We start from the raw sequence: 20,188 nt of genomic DNA, 5'->3' as shown, positions 1-20,188 counted from the left end.
GTTGTAATTTTACCTCGTAAAACTAAAGTCCAGTGCTGAAACCTTAAATTTGGGGGCTTAAAGCTGAAATTTCCCTGTACTGATCTTACACAATCTTAAATTGTGTAGAAACTAGGCACGAACTGCGTCTGTTCTTTGTGATTTTTCGAACAAGCGTTTCTGCAATAGCAGGTCGGATTCGTTCAAAGCAGCGAAATTCTGGGACTGATAAGAGCCATGCGCGCGCAAAGAATCAATAATGTGCTGGTGAATGCCCATCTTGTTCCTTGTCCATTCCGGCGCCACAAGCTCATCCCAGCGCGAAGAATAAGCCGCCAGACGGTGCAAAGCCAAACGCGGAGAAAGATGCTGCAGGAACAGTTCCACACGGCGTGTGTAGGTGTCTTTGTCAATCGGGCTGAATTCGCCCTTGTGATACATCTCTTCCAAAGGTGTGTTTTTCAAAACGTGCAGATTGTGCAGTTTCACGTTGGTGATCGGCAGATCGTTGCAGATCTTTGCTGTTTCAATGATCTGTTCGTCAGTTTCCGTGGGGCTTCCAAAGATCAAGTGAATACCCAGATCCACCGTCGTGGAAGAGGCGATTTTGTGGATAGCCGCGATGGAGTCCTCTGCCGTGTGACCCCGGCGCATGAATTCGAGCTGGTCATTATAGAAGCTCTGCACACCCAGTTCGACGGCCACAAACGACTTTTCGTGATACTCCTGCCACAGGTCCAAAACGGACTTGGAAAGGCAGTCCGGACGGGTGCCCACGGTGAAGCCTTTCACCCAAGGGTAAGACAGCGCCACATCGAAGTTGTTTCTAAGAGCTGACACTTTGGTGAAGGTGTTGGTGTAGGCCTGGAAATAGATCAAAAATGCCTTGGCGTTGTACTTGTTGCTGATAATACCGTGGTATTTTTCGATCTGTGCGCGAAGTTCCATGGAAAGGCTTTCGGCATTGGCGGCCGAACCCCAGACATCACAAAACACGCAAGTCTGCATGCCCTTCAGGCCACGGCGGTTCGGGCAGTCGTCCACGACAGCCACGGGCACCTTATAAACCTTTTCGCCAAAGAGTTTATTGTAGTGCTCACTGATAGTATGATAGGGAACCCCTAACCAGCCTTTTTCCATAGGCACTTTTACAGGTTTATTCTGCAGGAAGTCAATCAAATGAAGTCATGGGCCGATATTGGGTTTGAAATCGAGATCACGGGGGATGAAAGCCCCAGCTTGCATCTGTTGGAGTCCATTGACGGCGCCACGGATCGCGGCGAAACCATGCATCACTCTGGCGGTGCTTGCTCGGAGACTTTGATGATCTATGGCGAGCCTGCAAAGCAAGTGCTTCAGAAAGTACAGAAACCTCATTTTCTGGTGGTGGGCCTGGGGCTTGGTTACATTGAATTGGTGATCGCACGTGAGGCTTTGCTTTTGGGAAAAACCGCGGACGATGTAGGCTTGATCACAAGTTATGAAAGTGTGCCTGAGTTGCGTGAGTTTTTCGTTCAGTGGTTGCACGATGACCGCGCGAATCTTCATCCCGAAGTTTTGCAAACCTACGACGGCGTTTTGCAAAGTGTTTGTCGCAACACCGAACTTGATCCGCAAAATCTTAAGTTTTTCTTGAGAAATCATTTTTCGGACGTCAGTAAAATCAGCGGCGCTCTTGATGCGGACGTTGTGCTGGTGTCGAAATATCACTGCATTTTATATGATGCCTTTAGTTCGAAGACCTCTCCACATCTATGGGAGGAAGAGTTCTTAAACAAGGTTCTGCGCGAGGGGACAGAGGAAAAAAGTCTTCTGACCACCTATGCTTGCAAAGGAAGTTTGAAGCGCGCACTGAAGGCGCAAGGCTTCGAAGTGATTTTGCGCGAAGGTTTTCAAGGCAAGCGCAACTCCACTTTGGGTCTGAGAAACATCTGAATTTGTAACGTTGGCTGGGCCGAAAAGGCCTTGCTAAATATCATCAATAAATCTTTACTTAGTTATGTCTTTGATTGCGAACGTTTCAGCTTTGCTGCTTTTAACGTCGGTGGCGTCAGCCAAGCCGATTGTGATGGCCACCTTCGCCATTCCTTTGATGGTGGAAAGTCCAGAGAAAGGTCTTTTCGTCAATCTGACCCGTGAAATCGCCAAACGCAATTCCCGAGAAGTTGAAATCCTGGTTTATCCCACAGGGAAAACCCTGCTGGCGTTCACTAACAATAAAGTCGATGGGTTCTTCCCGGCTTTGGATGTGTATGTGCCTCAAGCCTCTGCCAAAAGCAGCGCCTTTTACCGCAAGGTGGATTATATCTTCTACAAAAAAGACAAGCCGCTCAGAAGCCTGAAAGACCTTGAAGGGAAAAAAGTCGGTCTGACTTTCCGTTATCCCTATGTCAGAGAACTTATAGGCAACAAGAAAATCCGCTTTGAAATGGCAGCGGATGATGTCTTGAATATGAAGAAGCTGGGGAAGGGTCTGATTGATGCCTTCGTGGTCGAAGAGCGCTCTGGTCTTAGGGCACTGCAACTGAGCGGACAGAAACAGATTGAGTTTGACCGGAATCAACCGTTGTCGGAACAGGTTGTGTACTATGCGTTCCAGGACAACGAAAATGGTAAACGCCTGGCGGATATTTTCTCAAGAACTATAGAGACGATGAAAAAAGACGGCAGCCTCGATCGGGTCCTGACCGAGACTGTCGCCACCACACCTTAGTTATTCCACAGTTCCCAAGCGGATCTCGGCATCAAGGACAATGTATAATTGCGCCTCTTCGCCCAGGCTCCACTGCAAATCATAAAGTTCACTTTGGCGAGGGTATTTGGAAATCAAACCTTGCAACAACCCTTGAGCTTCCTGACGGAAGGCACCTTGTGCAGCACGGGACTGTTTTGCCTGAGGCTTCAGGGTTTCCGCGCGGAATCTCCAAAGATCAAGCTGGAAGTTTTCATAGTCATGAAGTCCTGTCCCCAAGCGGGCTGAGATCATATTCAAACGCTCCTGGGCCTCTGTCAGGTCGATATAAGCGATGTCACGCTGACCTGCCATGATGTTTTTGGCAGCTCGCAAAACCTTGATACGCGCCCACATAAACTCGTAAGGGAATTCAAACACGCCATCCTGAGCTGCGGTCGCAGACGCTGTTTCAAGCAGCGCCAGAGTGCGATCAAGGCCGGCAATGCTGCTGTGATCCTGTTCGTTGGCGAGATAAGCCTTCACATAATATTTCATAGAGTCATACCAGGCAGGCTTCGTTGGATCTTCCCACGCTTTGGTGGTTCCCAGAATCTCAACCGGAGCTCTTTGCCCCGGACCCAGCAGGCGGAAGCCGACAAAGTGAGAGCGGTTGGTTGGGTAGGTTTCTGCCACACTCATCCACCATTGCATGCGGCCGGGCTGCATCACATGGGTCGCGGCGGTGTAAAGTTTGGTGGTGGTGCGACCAAAGGATCTTGCCCCCACCAGTTCGTCGGTGTGACCACTTAAACGATTGATCACCCACTGGGCATCAATCTTTCCGAAGTCTTCATTCAGCGTGCGCTCCACATGCGCCAGGCGGGCGCGGGTTTCCAGGGTTTTATTCAGGCTGTATTCATAGCCTTCCTGGCTGGTTTTGCCACCCAGGAAGTGATTGCTCTGGCCCAGGAATTTGTTCTTCGCACGACGAGCCACCACAACAGTGTCGCCGCTCAGTTCAATGGAAGCGGATTCATCTGTCTTGGCGTCAGAAATAAAGAACGTCCACGCCCCAAAGCCCTTGCGGGTCTGGATCATGGCAATAGCTTCGTTAAGACTGCGCGCTTTGAGCAAAACAGAATGCAGCAGGTAAGGGGCGATATCGGATTCACCACGATCATAGCGAATCTGGGTGCCCTCGGTTTGCAGCTCATGCAAGCTCACAGACAGGCCGTGGTTGTTGATACCACTGATGCCGCCGGCATAGTGCAGACCCGCAGATCCCAGACCCACAGACGTGGTTCCGTTTTTCTGACGGTTGATCACGATGACCTGTTCAGGTTCATAGAAACCCAGAAGGCCCGTGTCGAAGTTGCGACCATGAAGGAGGGCCCCATCCCTGGAGCTGCTTGCAGATGCACTGATCCCTGTACAACCCATTTTAATGGATCTCAAACCCTGAGCGAGCAGTTTGAAGGGCTTCGCCAGAGTGTTCCCGATAAAATAAGGCGCGCAAGAGGCAAAAACCTTCATGGCTCCTTTACGGGGGCTTTCGTCCATCTGTCTTTGCATGGAATCAGCAAAGATAGAGAACTCCACCATGTAATTGCTTTCTTCAAACGCGTTCCAAGACACCTGGCTTCCGGCGTCTTTTAATCCGCGGTGCAGATTCTTCAGGCCCGCCTTGAATTCATCAGAAACGCTGGCGCGATAGTTGTCGATCACACATTTTTTAATCAACAGCAACTGGTCCTGGGATTTTTTGTCCAAAGCTGAAAACGCGCGTTCGGTTCGGACCTGAACACCCTTCAAGACACCAGCCTCGATTTCTTTTTTCAGGAAATAGCCGTGGAAATAGGCGGTCTCGGAAAAACCACCCTTCAGGTCCAGAACGTGCACGGATTTGGAAGTGCCCGGAGCCTGACAGACAAAGTGTTTTTGACCTTGCAGTTCATTTTTAAGAACACAGTCCGCAAAAGCCGAACCGGGAAGTAAAAGAGCCAGAATAAGAAGACGCTTCATAGAATCCCCACAGAAAGGTAAATTGAAAAGCAGAAGAAACCGCAGGCAGCCACGATTTCGATTTTTCTTAAGAATTTTTTAATAGGTCCGTGCAGTCTTTTTAGCCCCCACAAAAGAGCCAGGAAGCTGACCACGAAGGTCAGAAGATACACGACAACTCCCAGCCACAGGGATTGGGCCTCACGCAGGTGAACGAACAAACCGGCATAGATCAGAACCAGATGGAAGTTGGAAAGTGTCAAAGCCAGACTCTTGGTGAATCCCTGATGGGGGATTTCAAGTGGGGCTGGCTGTTCTTTGGAAAGTAGAACTTTCAAAGAGTAAGCTGAAAGTACCAAGGCGGTCATTGCGGTCAGAGTGACCTTAAGCCATTCCTGGTGAAACAATGGGCTTTTTAGCAGGGCCATCGCCAGAAGGATGTACGCCACATCCCCCAGTAAAAAACCTGCAATCGAGGACCAGGGCCAGGTGCGGCGGGACACCAGGCTGCGAATGATGCTGAAGCTTGCCGGCCCCAGCGCAAACGCTGATAAGAATCCCACTGAAATCATCCACAGAATCATTGTGCAAGTCCTGTCTGTTCCAGGTTGTTGCGGATGAAGCTCAGGTATTCTTCAGCAGTTTCAAACGTGGTTTTCATTTTGAACTGGCCGCGGCTGCGGTTTTTTTCGAAATACGCCTGCAAATAGTCGGCGTTCATGATTTGCACTTGGGCCGGCCCCAGAACACCCACCTCACGGCAGTCATGGTAATCGCCATTCAGCTTTTGCATCTGCTGATCCAGGGTTTGGGCCAGAGCGTCCGGGTTGATGTCGGCATTTTCCGGTACGAACAAGGTCCAAAGATAAGAAGCTTTGCCTTCGTTCAGAACCGGCGAAAGGAAGAAGTGGCGCATGTCCACATTCAAAGAGTTTTTGGTGTTCAGATAACAATCCAGGATTTCATCGTCGCTGACTTTTTCCGCCGCCAGGTTCATGCCCGTGGATTTACGACCGACAAATTCGAAAACCAGATCGCCGTTATTCAGGTCAAAGCTGACAACGTCTTTCATGCAATAGTGAATCATTCCGTTGGGAGTGCCCACGTTCAAATAATAAGCCACGCCCATTTCGATCTGGTGCAGGCCGACGTTCTTTTTCGGTCCATTGACCGGCGTGAAGGAATAAATCAGGTCCGGGTTCAGGAAGTAACGCTGACGGCCGTTTTCATACTTTTCGTATGGCAAGCCGATAGCCGCTTCTGTGGCCGCGTAAACGCCGTAATAGTTCAGTTCATGACCCACCAGGCGGTCGATACGCTCTTGGTATTGTTTGATCGGGGTGGCTGCGTAAACGAAAACCTTCAGGTTTGGCCAGATTTCGTTGATATGAGTCTTGCCGGTTTTTTGCAAAACCGCCTCAAAGATCGAGATAATGTAAGTAGGGATTCCGCTCACCACTTGAATGTCCTGCTGGATGGATTCGTTGACCAGCATTTCAATCTTTTTATCCCAGTTGGAAATAGCCAGCACCTCCCGGCAAGGGAAGGTGTTCTTGGCCAAAGCCTTTGGAACACGGGTGGACAGAATCCCGGAAATATAACCAAATTTAAAACCATTCTGTGAATACAGATAAGGATCGGAACCAAACGTCAGGCGACCGGCTTTCAGCAGGTTCAGATTGGGCTCCAGAGTGGACAGTTTGCTTGCGATACGCTTTTGCGATTTGATGAACATGCGGATCATGCGCTCATTATAAGGAACACGTTTGGAGTCTTTGCCGGAAGTGCCGGAGGAAAGACCGAAATAATCCGCTTTGTCTTTAAAAAGAATGTCTTTATGGCCTGCGGCAATCATATCGACATAGGGCGCATATTCGTCGTAACCAAAAACCGGAACGTGGTTTACAAATTCTTCGTATGAATGGATATGGGACAAACGCAGATCCTTATAGATGCGTGTGCCCACCATAGAGCGCTTCAGACTGGCAAAGTTCTTTTCCTGTTTGGCAAGCAGGTCCTGGTGATTCACGGTCATTCTTTGACCGTATGTTTTCAGATACTTTTGACCCAGGGACTGGACAACATGATTCACTGCGAACATAAAATTCTCCTTCGTTGGAATGAAGGCAATCTATTTCGATTTAGAGCCGTTGTCGCTTTAACGCGTTGACAGTAAATGAGGGTTTTTGTCGAATTCGGCGGCTTCCATTGACAGAATTCGGGTGTTTTTGTCAAAATTGCAGGATGGCAACTCAATCGAAGGAAGAAATTTATTTTGCGGTCTGTAACGCTATCCTGAAGATGGAAGTGGCCAAAGGCCATTTACAATGGACCTTGTCTGATATTTCCAGAGAATCCAACGTCACCCGGTCCCTGATTTACTACTATTTCGGTAAAGAGAAGGACAAGGTTCTGGAAGAAGCCTATAAATTCGTCATCTCTCATATCTTCAACATGGAACGGACCAAAACAGTCGGCATTCGCGAGCGTCTGCGCGACGTCCTGCGGGATGTGAAAAACATGCCTTACTTGTTCGTGCTTTATTATCTGGAGAAAAACGCCGGCACCCAGTTTGGCAAGATGATCAATGAGGCCGAGGCTTTGCTGATGAAAGCGATGAAAATCGAGTTCCCGGATTTAAGTGAAATCCAGATTCTGGAAATCTATTTAAAGGAACTTGGGGCCATTGCCTTCCAGTTGCCGCCGGAACGAGTCAATGACCTCTTTGCTGACTACATCAAAAAGAATTAGTCTTCTGCCAGCGCTTTCGGTGTAAAGCGTGCGGCAGTCAGGCCCTGGTCGATTTTGACCTGGGACAGGCCAATCACCGTGGCTCTTTTGTTCTGCACATTTTTGATACTGATTTTTGAAGCCCGCATTTTGTTGCCTGCAACCTTTTTGTACCCCGTGAAATCCAGGGTTTTCAGAAGTTTTCCCTGTTTGTCGTAACACTCGACCTTCACCGGCACATAATCCGTGGCGGAAACATAGCTGATGATTTTGGAATAAGACGGGGAGGTCGTGTTCACATCGGATTCAACGATCAGATATTTCTTCCCGCCGATCTCGGCTTCTTTCTTAATAACAGTTTGTACGCCCTGATCGCGATTGAAATCAAAGTCCTCGGTGGAAAGCTCAGACCCCAGAATGCCCCCTTGCCCGGATTCCCCGGTCAGGCGGCGCGTTTGTTTGGTGGAGGGCAGGTAAATCCATTTGTCCTCCTGTTCGCCCTTCAGGGTGGCCAGCAGGGCCGTGCCCTTTAAGTCCTGGGGTTTTTGCATCCGCACTAAAAGATAGTGCTCTTTTTTCTGCGGACTGAAACGCCAGATCTTCATCTCGCGGTCTTTGCTGGAGCCATCGGCTTCGATGATTTTCATCTTCACCACGAACTGCTCATCCCGGGAACGCAGGCGCTGACTCATTTCCTCGCCCAGTTTTTCTGTCGTCGGAGGCTGGGCGTGAGTTGGAACAGGGGCCATTGCCACAAGTATTGTCAAAAGTATCACTGCGGTTGTTGCCATGACTTTCTCCTTTTTCCACGGTACGGGAGCCAGCAACCAAGGGCAACTTTTCAACAGCGTTGGAAGAAGAATCAAATCCCCCACCAGTCCAGCGAGCATTGACAAAATCATATAGAAGCCAAAGATCCTGTTCATGGCAAAATATGACGCCATAAAGACGGAGAAGCCCGCCAGCAGAATCAGACTTGATATCAGACAAGGGTTTCCTTCACGCCATAAGGTGCGCTCGATTTCCAGCTCTTTGCTGCTGGATTTTTTCTGCATGTATTTAAGACGTTCCAGCAGATAAACCGTATTGTTGAATGCCAGTCCCAGAGCAATCGAGAAAATAATCGCAATGCTTGGTTTGATGGGCGTTTCAGAAATTGCAAGGAAGCCCAGCAGGGCTGCCGGTGGCACCAGGTTCGGAATACACGCCACAATCGCCCAGCGCACGGATCTGAAAACAAAGACCAGCACCAAAGCAATGGCGATCATCGAATGCCAGAAGCCAAAGATCAGTTCCTTGGATAGTTCGTTATTTAAGTGGTGAATGGTGGATCCCATGCCGGTCACATCCACCTTCATTTGAGGGAACGCGGTCTGGGCTTTTTCGCGGATCTGATTCACCACTTCCTGCAGTTGGTTCGAAGGAAGATCAAAGGTGCGAACTGAAATACGTGTATTGGATGAATCCGTCGTCAGGAAGTTCTTAAGCGGACTTGCACTGCTTAAAGAGTAAAGGAAAAAGATCTCAGCGGTCGAGGAGCGACTGGCGGGCAGGCGGGAATGATGAAGATTTGCCGCGGCCACCAGATCCGGAAGCCCCACAACACTTCCCACGCCATCAATACTCCGCAGTTCAACGAGCAACTGATCCAGACGCGCCAATAATTGAGGTTCATTCCAGGAATCGGAAGGCCCGCGGACTTCAATGTCCACCGGGATCATTCCACCCAGTTCGCGATCGATGGTTTCAGTGGACAGGCGCACCTGATGGTTGGCGGGCAAATCATCAAACAGCCTTGCAGACCAACTGAGTCCCTGGCCTTTGATGGCCAAAGCAGAACACACTAAAATAATTAAAAAGGCCCAGACGCCGGAGCGACGGAACAGATACAGTCCCCAGCGTGCTTTCGCCCACGCCCAGTCACGCGCTTTTGGACCCGGCATAAAGTAAAGCATCGGGAATAGCAGCAATGTGGTGACAATCCAGCCAATGATGATCGCGCCCGCAGCCGTCAAACCGTAGTCCCGAATCAGTGGCACTTTCGTTACCAGCAGACTTAAAAAACCAATCATGGTGGTCGTGGAGGCAAAGAAATTCGTTCCAAAGAGTGCTTTGAAAGTATAAATGACCCGTTCCTGATGTGTCAGGAACGGCTGGCTTTTTTGTTCTTCGGCGTACCTTAAAAGAGTATGAATAACCAAAGAGACCACATCCACGGTGGTCAGAATTGGAATGGTGCTGGAAAGAACAGAGAACGGATATCCGGCAAGTGCCATTGCTGCCAGGACCAGAATGTTGGCACAAAGAATGATCACAAAAGAAATAATCAAAGGCGACCAGTTGGCAAACACCAGACCCAGCACCAGGAAACAGGCAATAAAACCCAGAACAACAAAGTTGCGGATCTCCGTGGTCAGCAAGGCCCCCACGTCGGTTTGTACGGCCGGGGTTCCGCCGATTTCAACTTGAGCAAATGGCACCGAGGCCGAGGCGGTCACCGCCAGATTCTGACGAAGATGCTGCAGCTCTTTGGTGTTCATCGACTTGATGTTCACAATGACTGAGGCCGTGCGCGCGTCTTCGGAGATAAGTGTCGGTGAAATCAGGGGATTGGCCAGGGTTTCCCGTTTCCAGTTTTTTTCCGGCAGATTTTGCAGCAATGGACCTACGCTCAGGCCATCTTTGTTGTTTACGGCACCTTGGACTGTGGCCAGACTCAGTGTGCCTTTCACGCCAGGAAAGTTTGCCAGCAGATCTGTCAGATTTTTCAGGCTTTCAATCTTGTCTTTGGCAAACCAGGTTTCGCCATCATCCTTCACTTTGGCCGTGATGATAAAGGGCTGAGCTTCAGAAAGCTGAAAGACCTGTTTGGTGTGTTCGTCTCTTTGTAAAAGCGGGTTATCAGTGGGAAGGAACTGCTTCAAACTGTATTGAGTTTGTAAATTCGGAAGCGCGAACAGACTAAGGATGGTGGCGAAAAAAACAAAAAGAAGAGTAGAAATGCAGACTGTTTTGACGGAAACTTTTGAAAATAATTTGGCGATTGTCGTATTTATCATTGGAATGTCTTCTTTCGATTCTGCTTAAAAAAGTTCCTTTAGATTTTTCAGTTGAAGCCGTAACTTAGAAACATGATGTCTGACATGATGAGGAAACGAAGTTCTATGATGACAACAAAACTATCGGCCACGCTACTCACATTCTTAATAACTGTACCCGCACTTTCTAGAACTGTTGTGGAATCAGAGTTTGAGTTGAAACTACCTAGACAATTTCAACAAAGTTTAATTGAAGAAAAGTGGAAAACACTCACGACTCGCGAGTTCTCCGCAAACTGGCAATTTCCTGATCAGCGAGTCGTAAGTCAGGAGATCCCGGTCGACATTAAGGGGATTTCCATCAATATCAAGACCCGCCTTGAAAAGCCCTCCTTAAGCGGATCTCAGAGTGCGCTGGAGCTGTCCTCCAAAGGTCTGGCAGCCGAGCTGAAGATTGCAGAGGTCGTGGTGGACCATGTGGTCGAGCGCAACGTCGGGGGCATCATTGGCCGCTTCCGTGTGCAGGCGCAGTGCAAGGACATTGTCCTGAATCTGAAATCCGGCGAAGGTCAGTTTGCAATGAAGGTGACTCCGAATGTGGGAAGCACGCAGGCGGGTGCCAATGTTGATTTTGTGGCGCTTTCCTGGAACCCGGGGGCGTGGGTGGTTGCTGGCAATGTTCAATGCTCCGGTGCCGAGGGTTTTTCCGACGTCCTGATGAATGAGGTGACCAAGATCACCAATGACTCGGCCGGCTTCGTTGAACCTCAGAAAGAACTTATCAAAAGCTATGTGCAGAAATACCTCGAAGGTGTGAACTTTGATTTCTCAGGCAGTCGCAAGCTGGTGATGGCTCGTCCGGACATAGAAGTCACAATGTCCGTTCAGGATTTTCAGGATCTGGGAACAGAAGGGCTTCTTGCCAAGGGGATTCTGGAAGTGACATTCACGCGTGTTACTGAGGACTCCCGCAAGACATTGAAGTTGGACAAGGAAACTGCGGCGGCTTCAAGTTCAGCTTCTTTGCGCCTGCCGAAGGACTTTATTAATGTGATGCTGAGCGAAGCTTATAAAGGAAACACGTGGCTGCATCAGATCAGCTCCGGCAAACTTCCGGGTTTTTCCACGATCATGGGTTCACGCTTTGTGCAGTTGTTTATCTGGCCGGAGCTGATGAATTATTCCAAGTCCGCAAAATTCATGTTTGATCTTTATTCTGATAAAGATGTGCAGATCACGGGCGAAGGTGTGCAGTACTCTGTGAAAGCTTCCATGTATGCAAAGATGCGGGCTCCAAAATCCGGTACCTATGTGCCGTTTATGAATTTTTCTTTGCCCTTCGCCTCCAAGGTGACCTTGAAGCTGGATGACGGAAAGGTTCAGGCGAAGTTCGTAAATCCGACGCTGGGAATGACGGGGTCTTACGATTCCACCTATATTTCCCGGTACAGCCCGTCCCGTCGCTTTAAGTCCTCGACGATCCGCGATCGCATCATTGATTCTTTGTGGGGGCAGTCGGTCCGTATGACTTTGCCGGAGATCCCCGTGGCAGAAGGTCTGTCCTTGCAGGTGAATAAACTGCTGACGACAGGATCCTCTGATCTGGTCCTGCAGTTGACGCCGTAAAATCAGAAAGAGCGGCTGAGAGACAGGGAATAGGAATCATTTTTTCCATAAACCCCTAAGGGGGTGTCGGCGGATCCCTGAATAAGGTCCGCCGTGGCTGCCAGCACCCAGGCATCAAAGAAGCGGCGACTGAGGGAGTACTGCTGATAGGTGCTTCCATGGACGCTGTCATACAATCCTAACAGATTAAATCCCCAGACTTCTTTCCAAGTCAGTCGTCCGCCAGCCATATAGGCGCTGCGGAAAATTTCTGTGATGGAAAGGTTGGAATCATTCTTTTTTTCTGTGTTCACAAAAGAATACTGAAGTATGGCAATCAGAAGTCCGCTTTCCCCCAGATTAAAAGTCTTTTCAAGACCCAGGACATTCTCATTGGTCCATTCCTGCAAGTTGGGATTGTCCTCCAGGCTTTGGGTGTAGCTGCCGACGGCTTTAAAAAGCATATTCCATTGATTCATCACCAACGAAAGACCGCCCTGGCGAATGCGATAGTTGTAGGTGTTCAGCAGCACGTCCGGATCCACATCGATCACCGTTTTTGGTGAAACCTGCACGATGGTGCCTGTCACCACCGGCTCCACAAAAGGAAAGCTGGAGGCGCCTTCATAACCCGTCAGGGCGACGTCGATAAATTCCCCGCGACGCTGCAGACGGAAGGCATAGTTGTTATCCAGGGCATTTCCCAGATTCTTTCTTGATGAATAGTCGTAGCGAAGGTTCTCGGGAAGGTTCAACACCAGATCATTGTCGGCAGTCTGGGGTACAAAGATTTCCCTGGGCAGCCAGCGGCTTTCTGTGCCGGGCAATATGGAACCGCGATTTTGTGGAATATAGACCAAGTCCAGCTCCCAGTTTCCCAGGCTTTGTGAATATAACAAAGACAAAGCCCCCAGCTTTCGGCTGCGTAAAGGGTCGAAATACTGTTTGGAGTTTACGATATCCACCGGATTGTAACCATCGGTCACACCCCAGGTGAAAAGGTTGTAGCCTGCCTGCAGGGAGGAACTGTCGGTTTGATAGCGGATATAGGCTTCTGATGGATCAAAGAAATAGCGTTCTTCTTCGGAGTTGTTGTTCGGAGTGGCTACAAAAACCGGGCGCAGAAAAAAACGCCAGGATTCGAGGTATTTCCAGCGATAGATCGGGATCAGTTCCAAATCATAAAGTTCGGAATTGGTGTCTTCACCGTACTCTTCAGGGTAAACCGTGGCCTCAAGTTTGGAATCCAAATGCAGACTCCACTCTGTCTTGCGGGCGGCAAAGACAGAGCAGGGCAGGATGAAAATAGCAAGAAGGGAAAGAAGCCATGACATTCCTGATAGATCATCATAGCACCGGTCTTTTTTCTATTTAAAGAGTCTTGATAGATGGCAGTTTAAACCATGGCAAACTTGCGCACGTATTCGATGATCGAGCTTTTGAACTCTTCCGGCAGCCCCACGAAGCGCAGGCCGGCGTAACCGTCGTTTCCGACATAGACGACTTCGCAAGTCGTGTTGATAGTCACAAACAGGTTCGGACTGGTCAGAGTGCCTTTGAAGCGTTCGCCAATTTGCAGGTTTTGGGCATCATTCACTCCCAAGCCCCCTTCGCTGATGGAAATAACCCGGCAACTGAATTCGCCTTTGGGGCTTTCACAAGCAAGGGTTCCCACCATCGGTACGCGGGGATGCGATCTGCGGCTGATGCCCAGATCGTCAACAATGCGGGGGATGGAATAGATTTCCTTCCACACATTCGAGTTGTCAGAACAGACATCAACGGCGGAATAGTCGGTCATGCCTTTCAGGAAGGAAATCAGGGCGGAGTATTTCATCGGCGGACGGTCCTTGCCTTCCACGCGAACTTTCCAAAGTCCCTCGGGTTCATTGGCGGCAATCGCCACCTGACTTGAATCCTTCAGTGACTGACGCCACTTGATCGGAGTCATCCATTCGCTTTGACCGCGACCCCAGATCTGGGCTTCTTTGGCAGAGGCCACACGGGATTCCACTTCCTGAACATCGAAAGGGCCGTTGACCTGTCCATCCGTAAGCACGAACCAGTTTTTTGGATTCACGATGAAGCTCCTCGCAGTTGAGTCTTGTGTTTTATTACAGCGAAAGGTATATGACTTTGTCTAGGAGAATTACTCATGAAATATATCATCGCCGGCACAGACCGTCCCGATTCCAACACACTTAAAGTTTCCAAAATCATCCAGGGAATCTACAAGGATTTGGGCGAGGCTGTTGAAATCATCGATCTGAAAGAACTAAAGCAGCATCTGCATGACGACATTCACTATGGAAAACCTTCTGAAGCTTTGCAGCCATACTTGAACAAGGTTCTTGGCAGCGAGGGCCTGATTGTAGTGTGTCCGGAATACAATGGCTCTATGCCGGGCATTCTGAAGTACTTCATTGATCACTTGAAGTTCCCAGAGTCTTTCGAGTACCGTCCGGTTTGTTTTGTGGGTTTGGGTGCGATGTTTGGAGCACTTCGTCCGGTGGAGCATTTGCAAGGTGTTTTCGGATACCGCAATGCCTTTATCTTCCCAGAGCGCGTCTTTATGATGAACGTCTTTAAGATCATCAATGCCGAAGGTAAACTGACGGACGAGTTGATGATGTCCTTGTTGGTCAAGCAAGCCAAAGGATTCCAGAAGTTCGCAGCGGCCCTAAAAGCCTATAAACTGGATGCGAACTCGTTTATTGAGAGTAAGAAGTCGACGTAGGTTGTCGGCTGGCGATCAATCTGTCATGAACGCGGCCCTCAAAATAGATCAATCCTAAGATCAAGAGGGCTGCCAAAAACCATTTCGAGCGAAAAAGCGCATTCCGTGCCATACATCTATGGTCTCAAAAAGCCCAAAATAAAGGCAACTGAACTTCCTGTAATGTAGTCGATACGCGTCAAATCTTCATGGGGACTGCTGACAACGGTAGGGATCTTATCTAGACTAAAACCTTGTTTCGACAACTTAGACGGGGTCTTTTCTATCGAAAATCCGGGTCATCACAAAAATAATTCCAATGTTTTAATGCTCGCTTTAGGCGCCCTTGGTGTGGTGTTTGGGGATATCGGTACGAGTCCTCTGTATGCCATGCGCGAGTGCTTCGGTGAATACGGCCTGGCACCCACCCCGGAAAATGTGATCGGCATCTTGTCGCTGATCTTCTGGACGCTGGTTCTTGCCATCTGTATCAAGTACATGGCTTTCGTCATGAGAGCAGACAATAAAGGGGAGGGCGGTATTCTTTCCCTGATGGCTTTGGCCGTGCGCAGCCAGCACTCGAAAGATGTTTCGCGACGTCGTTGGGTGATGACCATCATCGGTCTTTTTGGTGCGGCTTTGCTTTATGGTGACGGCATGATCACACCGGCCATCTCTGTCCTTTCCGCGATGGAAGGTCTGACTCTCGTCGCTCCTCAGTTCAGTCCGTATATTATTCCGCTGACTATCTTTGTGATGAACGCTCTTTTCCTGATGCAGAAATACGGCACGGCCCGCATTGGTGTGATCTTTGGTCCGATTCTTCTGATCTGGTTCACGGTGCTGGGGCTTTTGGGTATTCGTGGAATGGCGGAAAATCTGCATATCTTTGAGGCTCTGCTGCCGCATCATGGGATTGAGTTCATGATGGCCAACGGCATGGCAGGCTTCCTGGTGCTGGGCTCTGTGTTCCTGGTGGTGACCGGGGGTGAGGCTCTGTACGCGGATATGGGTCACTTTGGAAAAAGACCGATTCGTCTGGCTTGGTTCTTCGTGGCTTTGCCGGCATTGGTGCTGAATTATTTCGGCCAGGGGGCTTTGCTTCTGAATAATCCGGAAGCGGTTTCGAATCCCTTCTATATGCTGGCGCCGAAGTGGGCGTTGCTTCCGATGGTTATGCTGTCAACCATGGCGACGGTTATTGCCTCTCAAGCGTTGATCACGGGTGTGTTCTCGATCACGCGTCAGGCGATTCAGTTGGGCTTCTGTCCACGTGTGAATATCATCCATACCTCCAGTCAGGAGATCGGTCAGATTTACGTGCCGATCGTGAACTGGTCCATGTTCATCGGGGTGATCTGGCTGGTATTGACGTTTAAAACCTCCAGCAATCTGGCGGCGGCTTACGGTATTGCGGTGACGGGGGCGACCACCATCACAACAATCCTGGCGTTTGAAGTGGCCCGTCAAAAGTGGAAGTGGAGTCTGTTAAAGTCTTCCGCGATCTTCGGATCTTTCCTGATTATGGATCTGGCGTTCTTCGGGGCGAATATTCATAAGATCCCGCACGGTGGTTGGGTGCCGCTGGTGATTGGTGCGATCATTTACCTGTTGATGACGACCTGGCAAAAAGGGCGCCAGATTCTGTTTCGACGTCTTAAAGAGCGCTCGATGCCGATTGAGGACTTCTGTCAGAAGCTTCTGCGTGAACCGCCATTGCGTGCTCCGGGGACGGCGATATATATGGCGGGTGACCCGTGGGGTGTGCCTGCGCCATTGCTTCACAACATGAAACATAACAAAGTCCTGCATCAGCGCGTGGCCATTTTGACGATTCAGACCAAAGAAGTGCCGTTTGTTTCCAAGCGCGATCGTATTTCCATTCAGGAAGTCATTCCAAATATCTACCGCATTATTGCGAACTACGGCTTTATGGAAATCCCCAAGATGAAACATATTCTTGAGGCCTGCCGTCAGCGTGATATCAACTTCAATGTGAATGAAACGACATTTGTGCTGGGGCGAGAAACTATCATCGCGGAAAAAGGACCGAACCGTCCGGGCGAAACAGGTATGGCGCACTGGCGTGAACGTCTGTTTGCAATCATGTCCAAGAATGCCCAGCGCCCGACAGCGTTCTTCCGCATTCCGCCAAATCAGGTGATCGAAGTGGGAATTCAGGTCGAGATCTAATCCTCATGGAGCAGGCGCACCACCTGCTCCCGGACATTCATGCCGTCCTTATAACCAATTTCAATCAGGTCAGCGGAATAGGATTTTTCAAACAGCAGAAAGCTTGCGATCTCGCTGGCTTCCTGCAAAGTCCCCAGGCCCCGCAGAAGATAACGGATCATGGGTGGCAGTTTTTCGGTTTTCATTGAGGCGACCTCGCCCAGATCCACCGATGGTGAAATCCATAAGTGTTTCACTGGCTTTACCGACACATGTTCAAGCTCACTGGCAGAGATTTTCTGCAGGTTTAAATTAATCCTTTCAAGTCGCTCGATGTCGGCCTCCAGACCATCCATCATGACGGTGTTCAGAATCACGCTGACAATCCGGGCGATGGAGGGGGCTTCTTTGGTGTTCACCTGTTTTGAGGCGTAACAAATATCTTGTTTCTTGCGCACACCAATGGCGATCAGTTTTCTCGCTCCCATGTAGATGGCTGGTGCGCATGGGGACTGATTGCGTATGCTGCCATCCCCAAAAAACCGTCCATCCACTGTCGTGGGCGGAAACAGCAGGGGGATGGACGCTGATGCCATCACATGATCGGCGGTGATTTTTCCGGCAAGGCCCACTTTGCGCACGCGGGTCCAGGTGGGGATCTTTTCCTCTCCTTGAATAAAAGTGACTGTGGAAGTGGTGAAATAGTCCAAAGCCGAAACCGCCACGGCTCGGAATCTTTTGGCGTCGATGTTTTTTTGAATGTTATTGAAATCACAATTTTTTCGGATCAACTCATACAGAGGCTTGGTTTCCAGCAGCGAGCGATGAGGAGAGGACTTTTTCATTCCCCCCATGGACAGATCCATCAACCATTGTATGCCCCCTTTGGATAAAGAAAAAATATCGCTGACATAAACCTGCTCCGCACTGATGCCTGTCCATAGTTCAGTCAGCTTGGCGGTGGCGCTGCCGATATGGCAGTTGTCGGCGGTGGTTAAAAAGGCCGTGTTGATAGCACCTGCGCTGACGCCGGTGTAATAGGAAAACGGATAGGCGATGCCCTCCTGGCGACTGATCTCTGCCAGGGCATTGATGACTCCGGCTTGATAGGCTCCGCGTGCTCCGCCTCCGGATAAAACAAGACCGAGGGATGACAAAGGGGGCCCCCTTTCTTTTGTCTTTGATTTTAAGAGACATTAGGGGGCGCGGACAGACGTTTTCTGGACTTGCAGAAAAATACAGATAAGCGATACTGAACTCGAACAAGGCCACAGTAATCTTTATTCGGTTGCTGGTCCCATTGAAGGGAAACCTGCCTTGTAAAAGGGAAACCTGCCTTGTAAAAGGGAGTCAGAGCGACTCCCTTTCTAATTTCTGCATTCAAAGAAATTCATAAAGATCCCATAAAATTCCAAATGAAATTTAACTGAAAACTCCACCTTGAATATTTCCTGAATACTAAGGACTGCATTGAATGCCGGGGGCTCCAAAAGTCCTGCCGATTGGATTTTGGGAGGGGTTTTCTTTTCTGTGTTGATCTCTGTTACATTATGCGGGAAAGTTTTGATGGTTAACAGTGATGTTAAACAACGGGAATTGCGAAGGAGAAAATGCAATGTTTAAAACTGTTTTTGCTGCGTTCGTATTGGTAGCTGCTGCTCATGCACAAGCGGCAGATGTTTATAAAATTGATACTAAGGCCAGCACTGTGGCATGGAAAGGCACCAAAAAAATGGGCGACGCCCACAATGGTGGCATTTCTGTAAAAGAAGGCCAGGTGACGGTTGATAAAGGTCAATTGACGGGTGGTAACGTGGTTGTTGATATGACGACGATTACAAACGAAGACGTGAAAGATGCAGGCTACAACAAAAAGCTTGTAGGTCACTTGTCCACTGAAGATTTCTTCAACGCAGGCAAGTTCCCGACGTCCACTTTCAAAATCACTTCCGTAACTCCATCCAAAAACAAAGGTGAAGTTCTGGTAAAAGGTGATTTCACAATGATCGGTGGCACACACCCGATTGAGTTCCCTGCGAAAGTGACTGTTGATAAAGGTGTTGCAACTGGTGAAGCTGTTGTGAAAATCGACCGCACTAAATGGGGTCTGAAATACGGTTCTGGCAACTTCTTCAAAGAACTTGCTGGTGACAAAATCATCAACGACGAGTTCGAACTGACTTTGAAACTTGTTGCGAAAAAATAGTTTTCTTTAATAAAGACAACGTAAAAAGGCATCACGAAACCCGTGATGCCTTTTTTTATCAGTTGAACACGAACTGACCGGCCTCGTGCTTTTTGTGGGGCACTTTTTCTCCGCGCATTTCCTGCACGCTGAATTCTATGGTTTCACACATCTGATTTAATGCCAGATCATTGTCTTCGGTGCCAAAGGGCTCTTCGATCTGATTCACGATCGCATCCAAAGCCATGAACGTATAAGCCACAAAGGTGCAGATCGCCGGGGTCATCCAGCCAATGCTGTCCATCAGTCCAAAGGGCAAAAGCACACAGTAAATGTAGACAGTGCGGTGCAAAAGCACAGCGTAAGGATAAGGAATGGGCGTGTTGGCAATGCGCTCGCATCCCCCGACAATGTCCGACATGTCATTCAGATTCTTATCAAACATCCCGGCCGTGATGCTGTCCAGTCGTCCGGCCTCTTTTTGATCCTGAACCCACTGTCCCAGATGACGAAGCAGGATCGCCGCCTTGTATTCAGCCTGTGACAATTCGTTGGCCAACTGGGGAACCAGGCGTTTCAGATCGGCGGTGGCGTCTGTTTTTCGCAACTGGTGTTTTGTGCAATAGGCAAAAGCGATGATCAACTGAAGAAACTTGCGGCTTTCCGCGTGATTGGCGTCAAGACCTGTGAATGTCAGCGCCTGCCGGCTTAAGGAACGGGACACATTCAGCAGGGCTCCCCACAGCTTGCGACCCTCCCAGAAGCGGTCATAGGCCGCCGAATTGCGAAAGCCAAGAAAGATCGCCAGCGCGATCCCCATTAAAGTAAAAGGTGTGGGATTCAGTGAAACCTTCACCGAAAAGAATACGCCATGGAAGTAAATCACCAGAGCTGAAAGAATGAAAATAAAAATCAGACGTGGCAGGATTTCGGGCAGAACCGAACCCTTCCACACCAGCAGCATTTTAAACCAGTTGTATTTGGGCCGAATGACCATTGTGAACACCTCGATGGAATAAGCCTAGGCCTCCGGGGATTATCTGTCAAAGAGCTGGGCGACAGGGGGCGCAAAGTGTTCGAACCGGGGT

16 protein-coding genes are annotated in these 20,188 nt (G+C 49.4%); 7 read left to right on the top strand and 9 right to left on the bottom strand.

The window, feature by feature from the left end; all coding sequences use genetic code 11:
- Positions 1-111: 111 nt before the first annotated feature.
- On the bottom strand, positions 112-1,119 hold the full coding sequence (locus B9G79_RS09165; protein WP_232468508.1) for a TIGR01212 family radical SAM protein: 1,008 nt from the start codon (positions 1,117-1,119) through the stop codon (positions 112-114).
- Between the two features lie 39 nt (positions 1,120-1,158).
- Between B9G79_RS09165 and B9G79_RS09160 the strand changes: the two genes are divergently transcribed.
- Both B9G79_RS09160 and B9G79_RS09155 read left to right on the top strand, forming a co-directional pair.
- Positions 1,159-1,914, top strand: coding sequence for an MnmC family methyltransferase (locus tag B9G79_RS09160; protein ID WP_088565250.1), 756 nt, complete (start codon positions 1,159-1,161; stop codon positions 1,912-1,914).
- A gap of 64 nt (positions 1,915-1,978) precedes the next feature.
- A complete protein-coding gene (locus B9G79_RS09155) occupies positions 1,979-2,692 on the top strand; it encodes a substrate-binding periplasmic protein (protein ID WP_088565249.1) in 714 nt (237 codons plus the stop codon).
- On the opposite strand, the gene B9G79_RS09150 is transcribed toward B9G79_RS09155, so the two are convergent.
- The 3 genes from B9G79_RS09150 to B9G79_RS09140 are packed head-to-tail and all read right to left on the bottom strand — an operon-like array spanning position 2,693 to position 6,755.
- Positions 2,693-4,675 (bottom strand): C45 family autoproteolytic acyltransferase/hydolase, encoded by a 1,983-nt coding sequence (locus B9G79_RS09150; protein WP_088565248.1) that lies wholly within the window; start codon positions 4,673-4,675, stop codon positions 2,693-2,695.
- Positions 4,672-5,238 (bottom strand): LysE family transporter, encoded by a 567-nt coding sequence (locus B9G79_RS09145; RefSeq protein WP_088565247.1) that lies wholly within the window; start codon positions 5,236-5,238, stop codon positions 4,672-4,674. The genes B9G79_RS09150 and B9G79_RS09145 overlap by 4 nt, the downstream gene beginning before the upstream one ends.
- The gene (locus B9G79_RS09140) at positions 5,235-6,755 is read right to left on the bottom strand and encodes a GH3 family domain-containing protein (protein ID WP_088565246.1); all 1,521 of its coding nucleotides are present in this window, start codon (positions 6,753-6,755) and stop codon (positions 5,235-5,237) included. The genes B9G79_RS09145 and B9G79_RS09140 overlap by 4 nt, the downstream gene beginning before the upstream one ends.
- Positions 6,756-6,898: 143 nt before the next feature.
- Between B9G79_RS09140 and B9G79_RS09135 the strand changes: the two genes are divergently transcribed.
- Positions 6,899-7,405 (top strand): TetR/AcrR family transcriptional regulator, encoded by a 507-nt coding sequence (locus B9G79_RS09135; RefSeq protein ID WP_232468506.1) that lies wholly within the window; start codon positions 6,899-6,901, stop codon positions 7,403-7,405.
- On the opposite strand, the gene B9G79_RS09130 is transcribed toward B9G79_RS09135, so the two are convergent.
- The gene (locus B9G79_RS09130) at positions 7,402-10,308 is read right to left on the bottom strand and encodes an outer membrane lipoprotein-sorting protein (RefSeq protein WP_232468504.1); all 2,907 of its coding nucleotides are present in this window, start codon (positions 10,306-10,308) and stop codon (positions 7,402-7,404) included. The two genes, B9G79_RS09135 and B9G79_RS09130, sit on opposite strands and share 4 nt — an antisense overlap.
- 330 nt (positions 10,309-10,638) lie before the next feature.
- On the opposite strand from B9G79_RS09130, the gene B9G79_RS09125 reads away from it, so the two are divergent.
- On the top strand, positions 10,639-12,048 hold the full coding sequence (locus tag B9G79_RS09125) for a hypothetical protein (protein WP_232468503.1): 1,410 nt from the start codon (positions 10,639-10,641) through the stop codon (positions 12,046-12,048).
- Positions 12,049-12,050: 2 nt separating this feature from the next.
- On the opposite strand, the gene B9G79_RS09120 is transcribed toward B9G79_RS09125, so the two are convergent.
- Positions 12,051-13,361 carry a hypothetical protein gene (locus B9G79_RS09120; protein WP_088565243.1) on the bottom strand — a complete coding sequence of 437 codons (1,311 nt, stop codon included), beginning with the start codon at positions 13,359-13,361 and terminating at the stop codon, positions 12,051-12,053.
- A gap of 62 nt (positions 13,362-13,423) precedes the next feature.
- A complete protein-coding gene (locus tag B9G79_RS09115) occupies positions 13,424-14,107 on the bottom strand; it encodes a PilZ domain-containing protein (protein WP_088565242.1) in 684 nt (227 codons plus the stop codon).
- Between the two features lie 75 nt (positions 14,108-14,182).
- On the opposite strand from B9G79_RS09115, the gene B9G79_RS09110 reads away from it, so the two are divergent.
- Positions 14,183-14,764: an NADPH-dependent FMN reductase gene (locus B9G79_RS09110; protein ID WP_088565241.1), complete on the top strand. Its 582-nt coding sequence runs from the start codon at positions 14,183-14,185 to the stop codon at positions 14,762-14,764.
- Between the two features lie 306 nt (positions 14,765-15,070).
- Entirely contained in the window at positions 15,071-16,936 is a 1,866-nt protein-coding gene (locus B9G79_RS09105) for a potassium transporter Kup (RefSeq protein ID WP_232468501.1), read from the top strand.
- Here B9G79_RS09105 and B9G79_RS09100 read toward each other — a convergent pair.
- Entirely contained in the window at positions 16,933-18,072 is a 1,140-nt protein-coding gene (locus tag B9G79_RS09100) for a patatin-like phospholipase family protein (protein ID WP_088565239.1), read from the bottom strand. The genes B9G79_RS09105 and B9G79_RS09100 overlap by 4 nt on opposite strands.
- 458 nt (positions 18,073-18,530) lie before the next feature.
- Between B9G79_RS09100 and B9G79_RS09095 the strand changes: the two genes are divergently transcribed.
- Positions 18,531-19,121 carry a YceI family protein gene (locus B9G79_RS09095; RefSeq protein ID WP_088565238.1) on the top strand — a complete coding sequence of 197 codons (591 nt, stop codon included), beginning with the start codon at positions 18,531-18,533 and terminating at the stop codon, positions 19,119-19,121.
- Between the two features lie 58 nt (positions 19,122-19,179).
- Here the strand turns inward: B9G79_RS09095 and B9G79_RS09090 are convergent, their stop codons facing one another.
- Positions 19,180-20,097, bottom strand: a complete 918-nt coding sequence (locus B9G79_RS09090; protein ID WP_088565237.1) for a bestrophin family protein — start codon at positions 20,095-20,097, stop codon at positions 19,180-19,182.
- Between the last annotated feature and the right edge of the window lie 91 nt (positions 20,098-20,188).

The sequence above is a fragment of the Bdellovibrio bacteriovorus genome, from assembly GCF_002208115.1.
Taxonomy (GTDB): Bacteria; Bdellovibrionota; Bdellovibrionia; order Bdellovibrionales; family Bdellovibrionaceae; genus Bdellovibrio; species Bdellovibrio bacteriovorus_C.
Note: the sequence above shows the minus strand (reverse complement) of the source record. Positions and strands in the feature narration are given on the sequence as shown.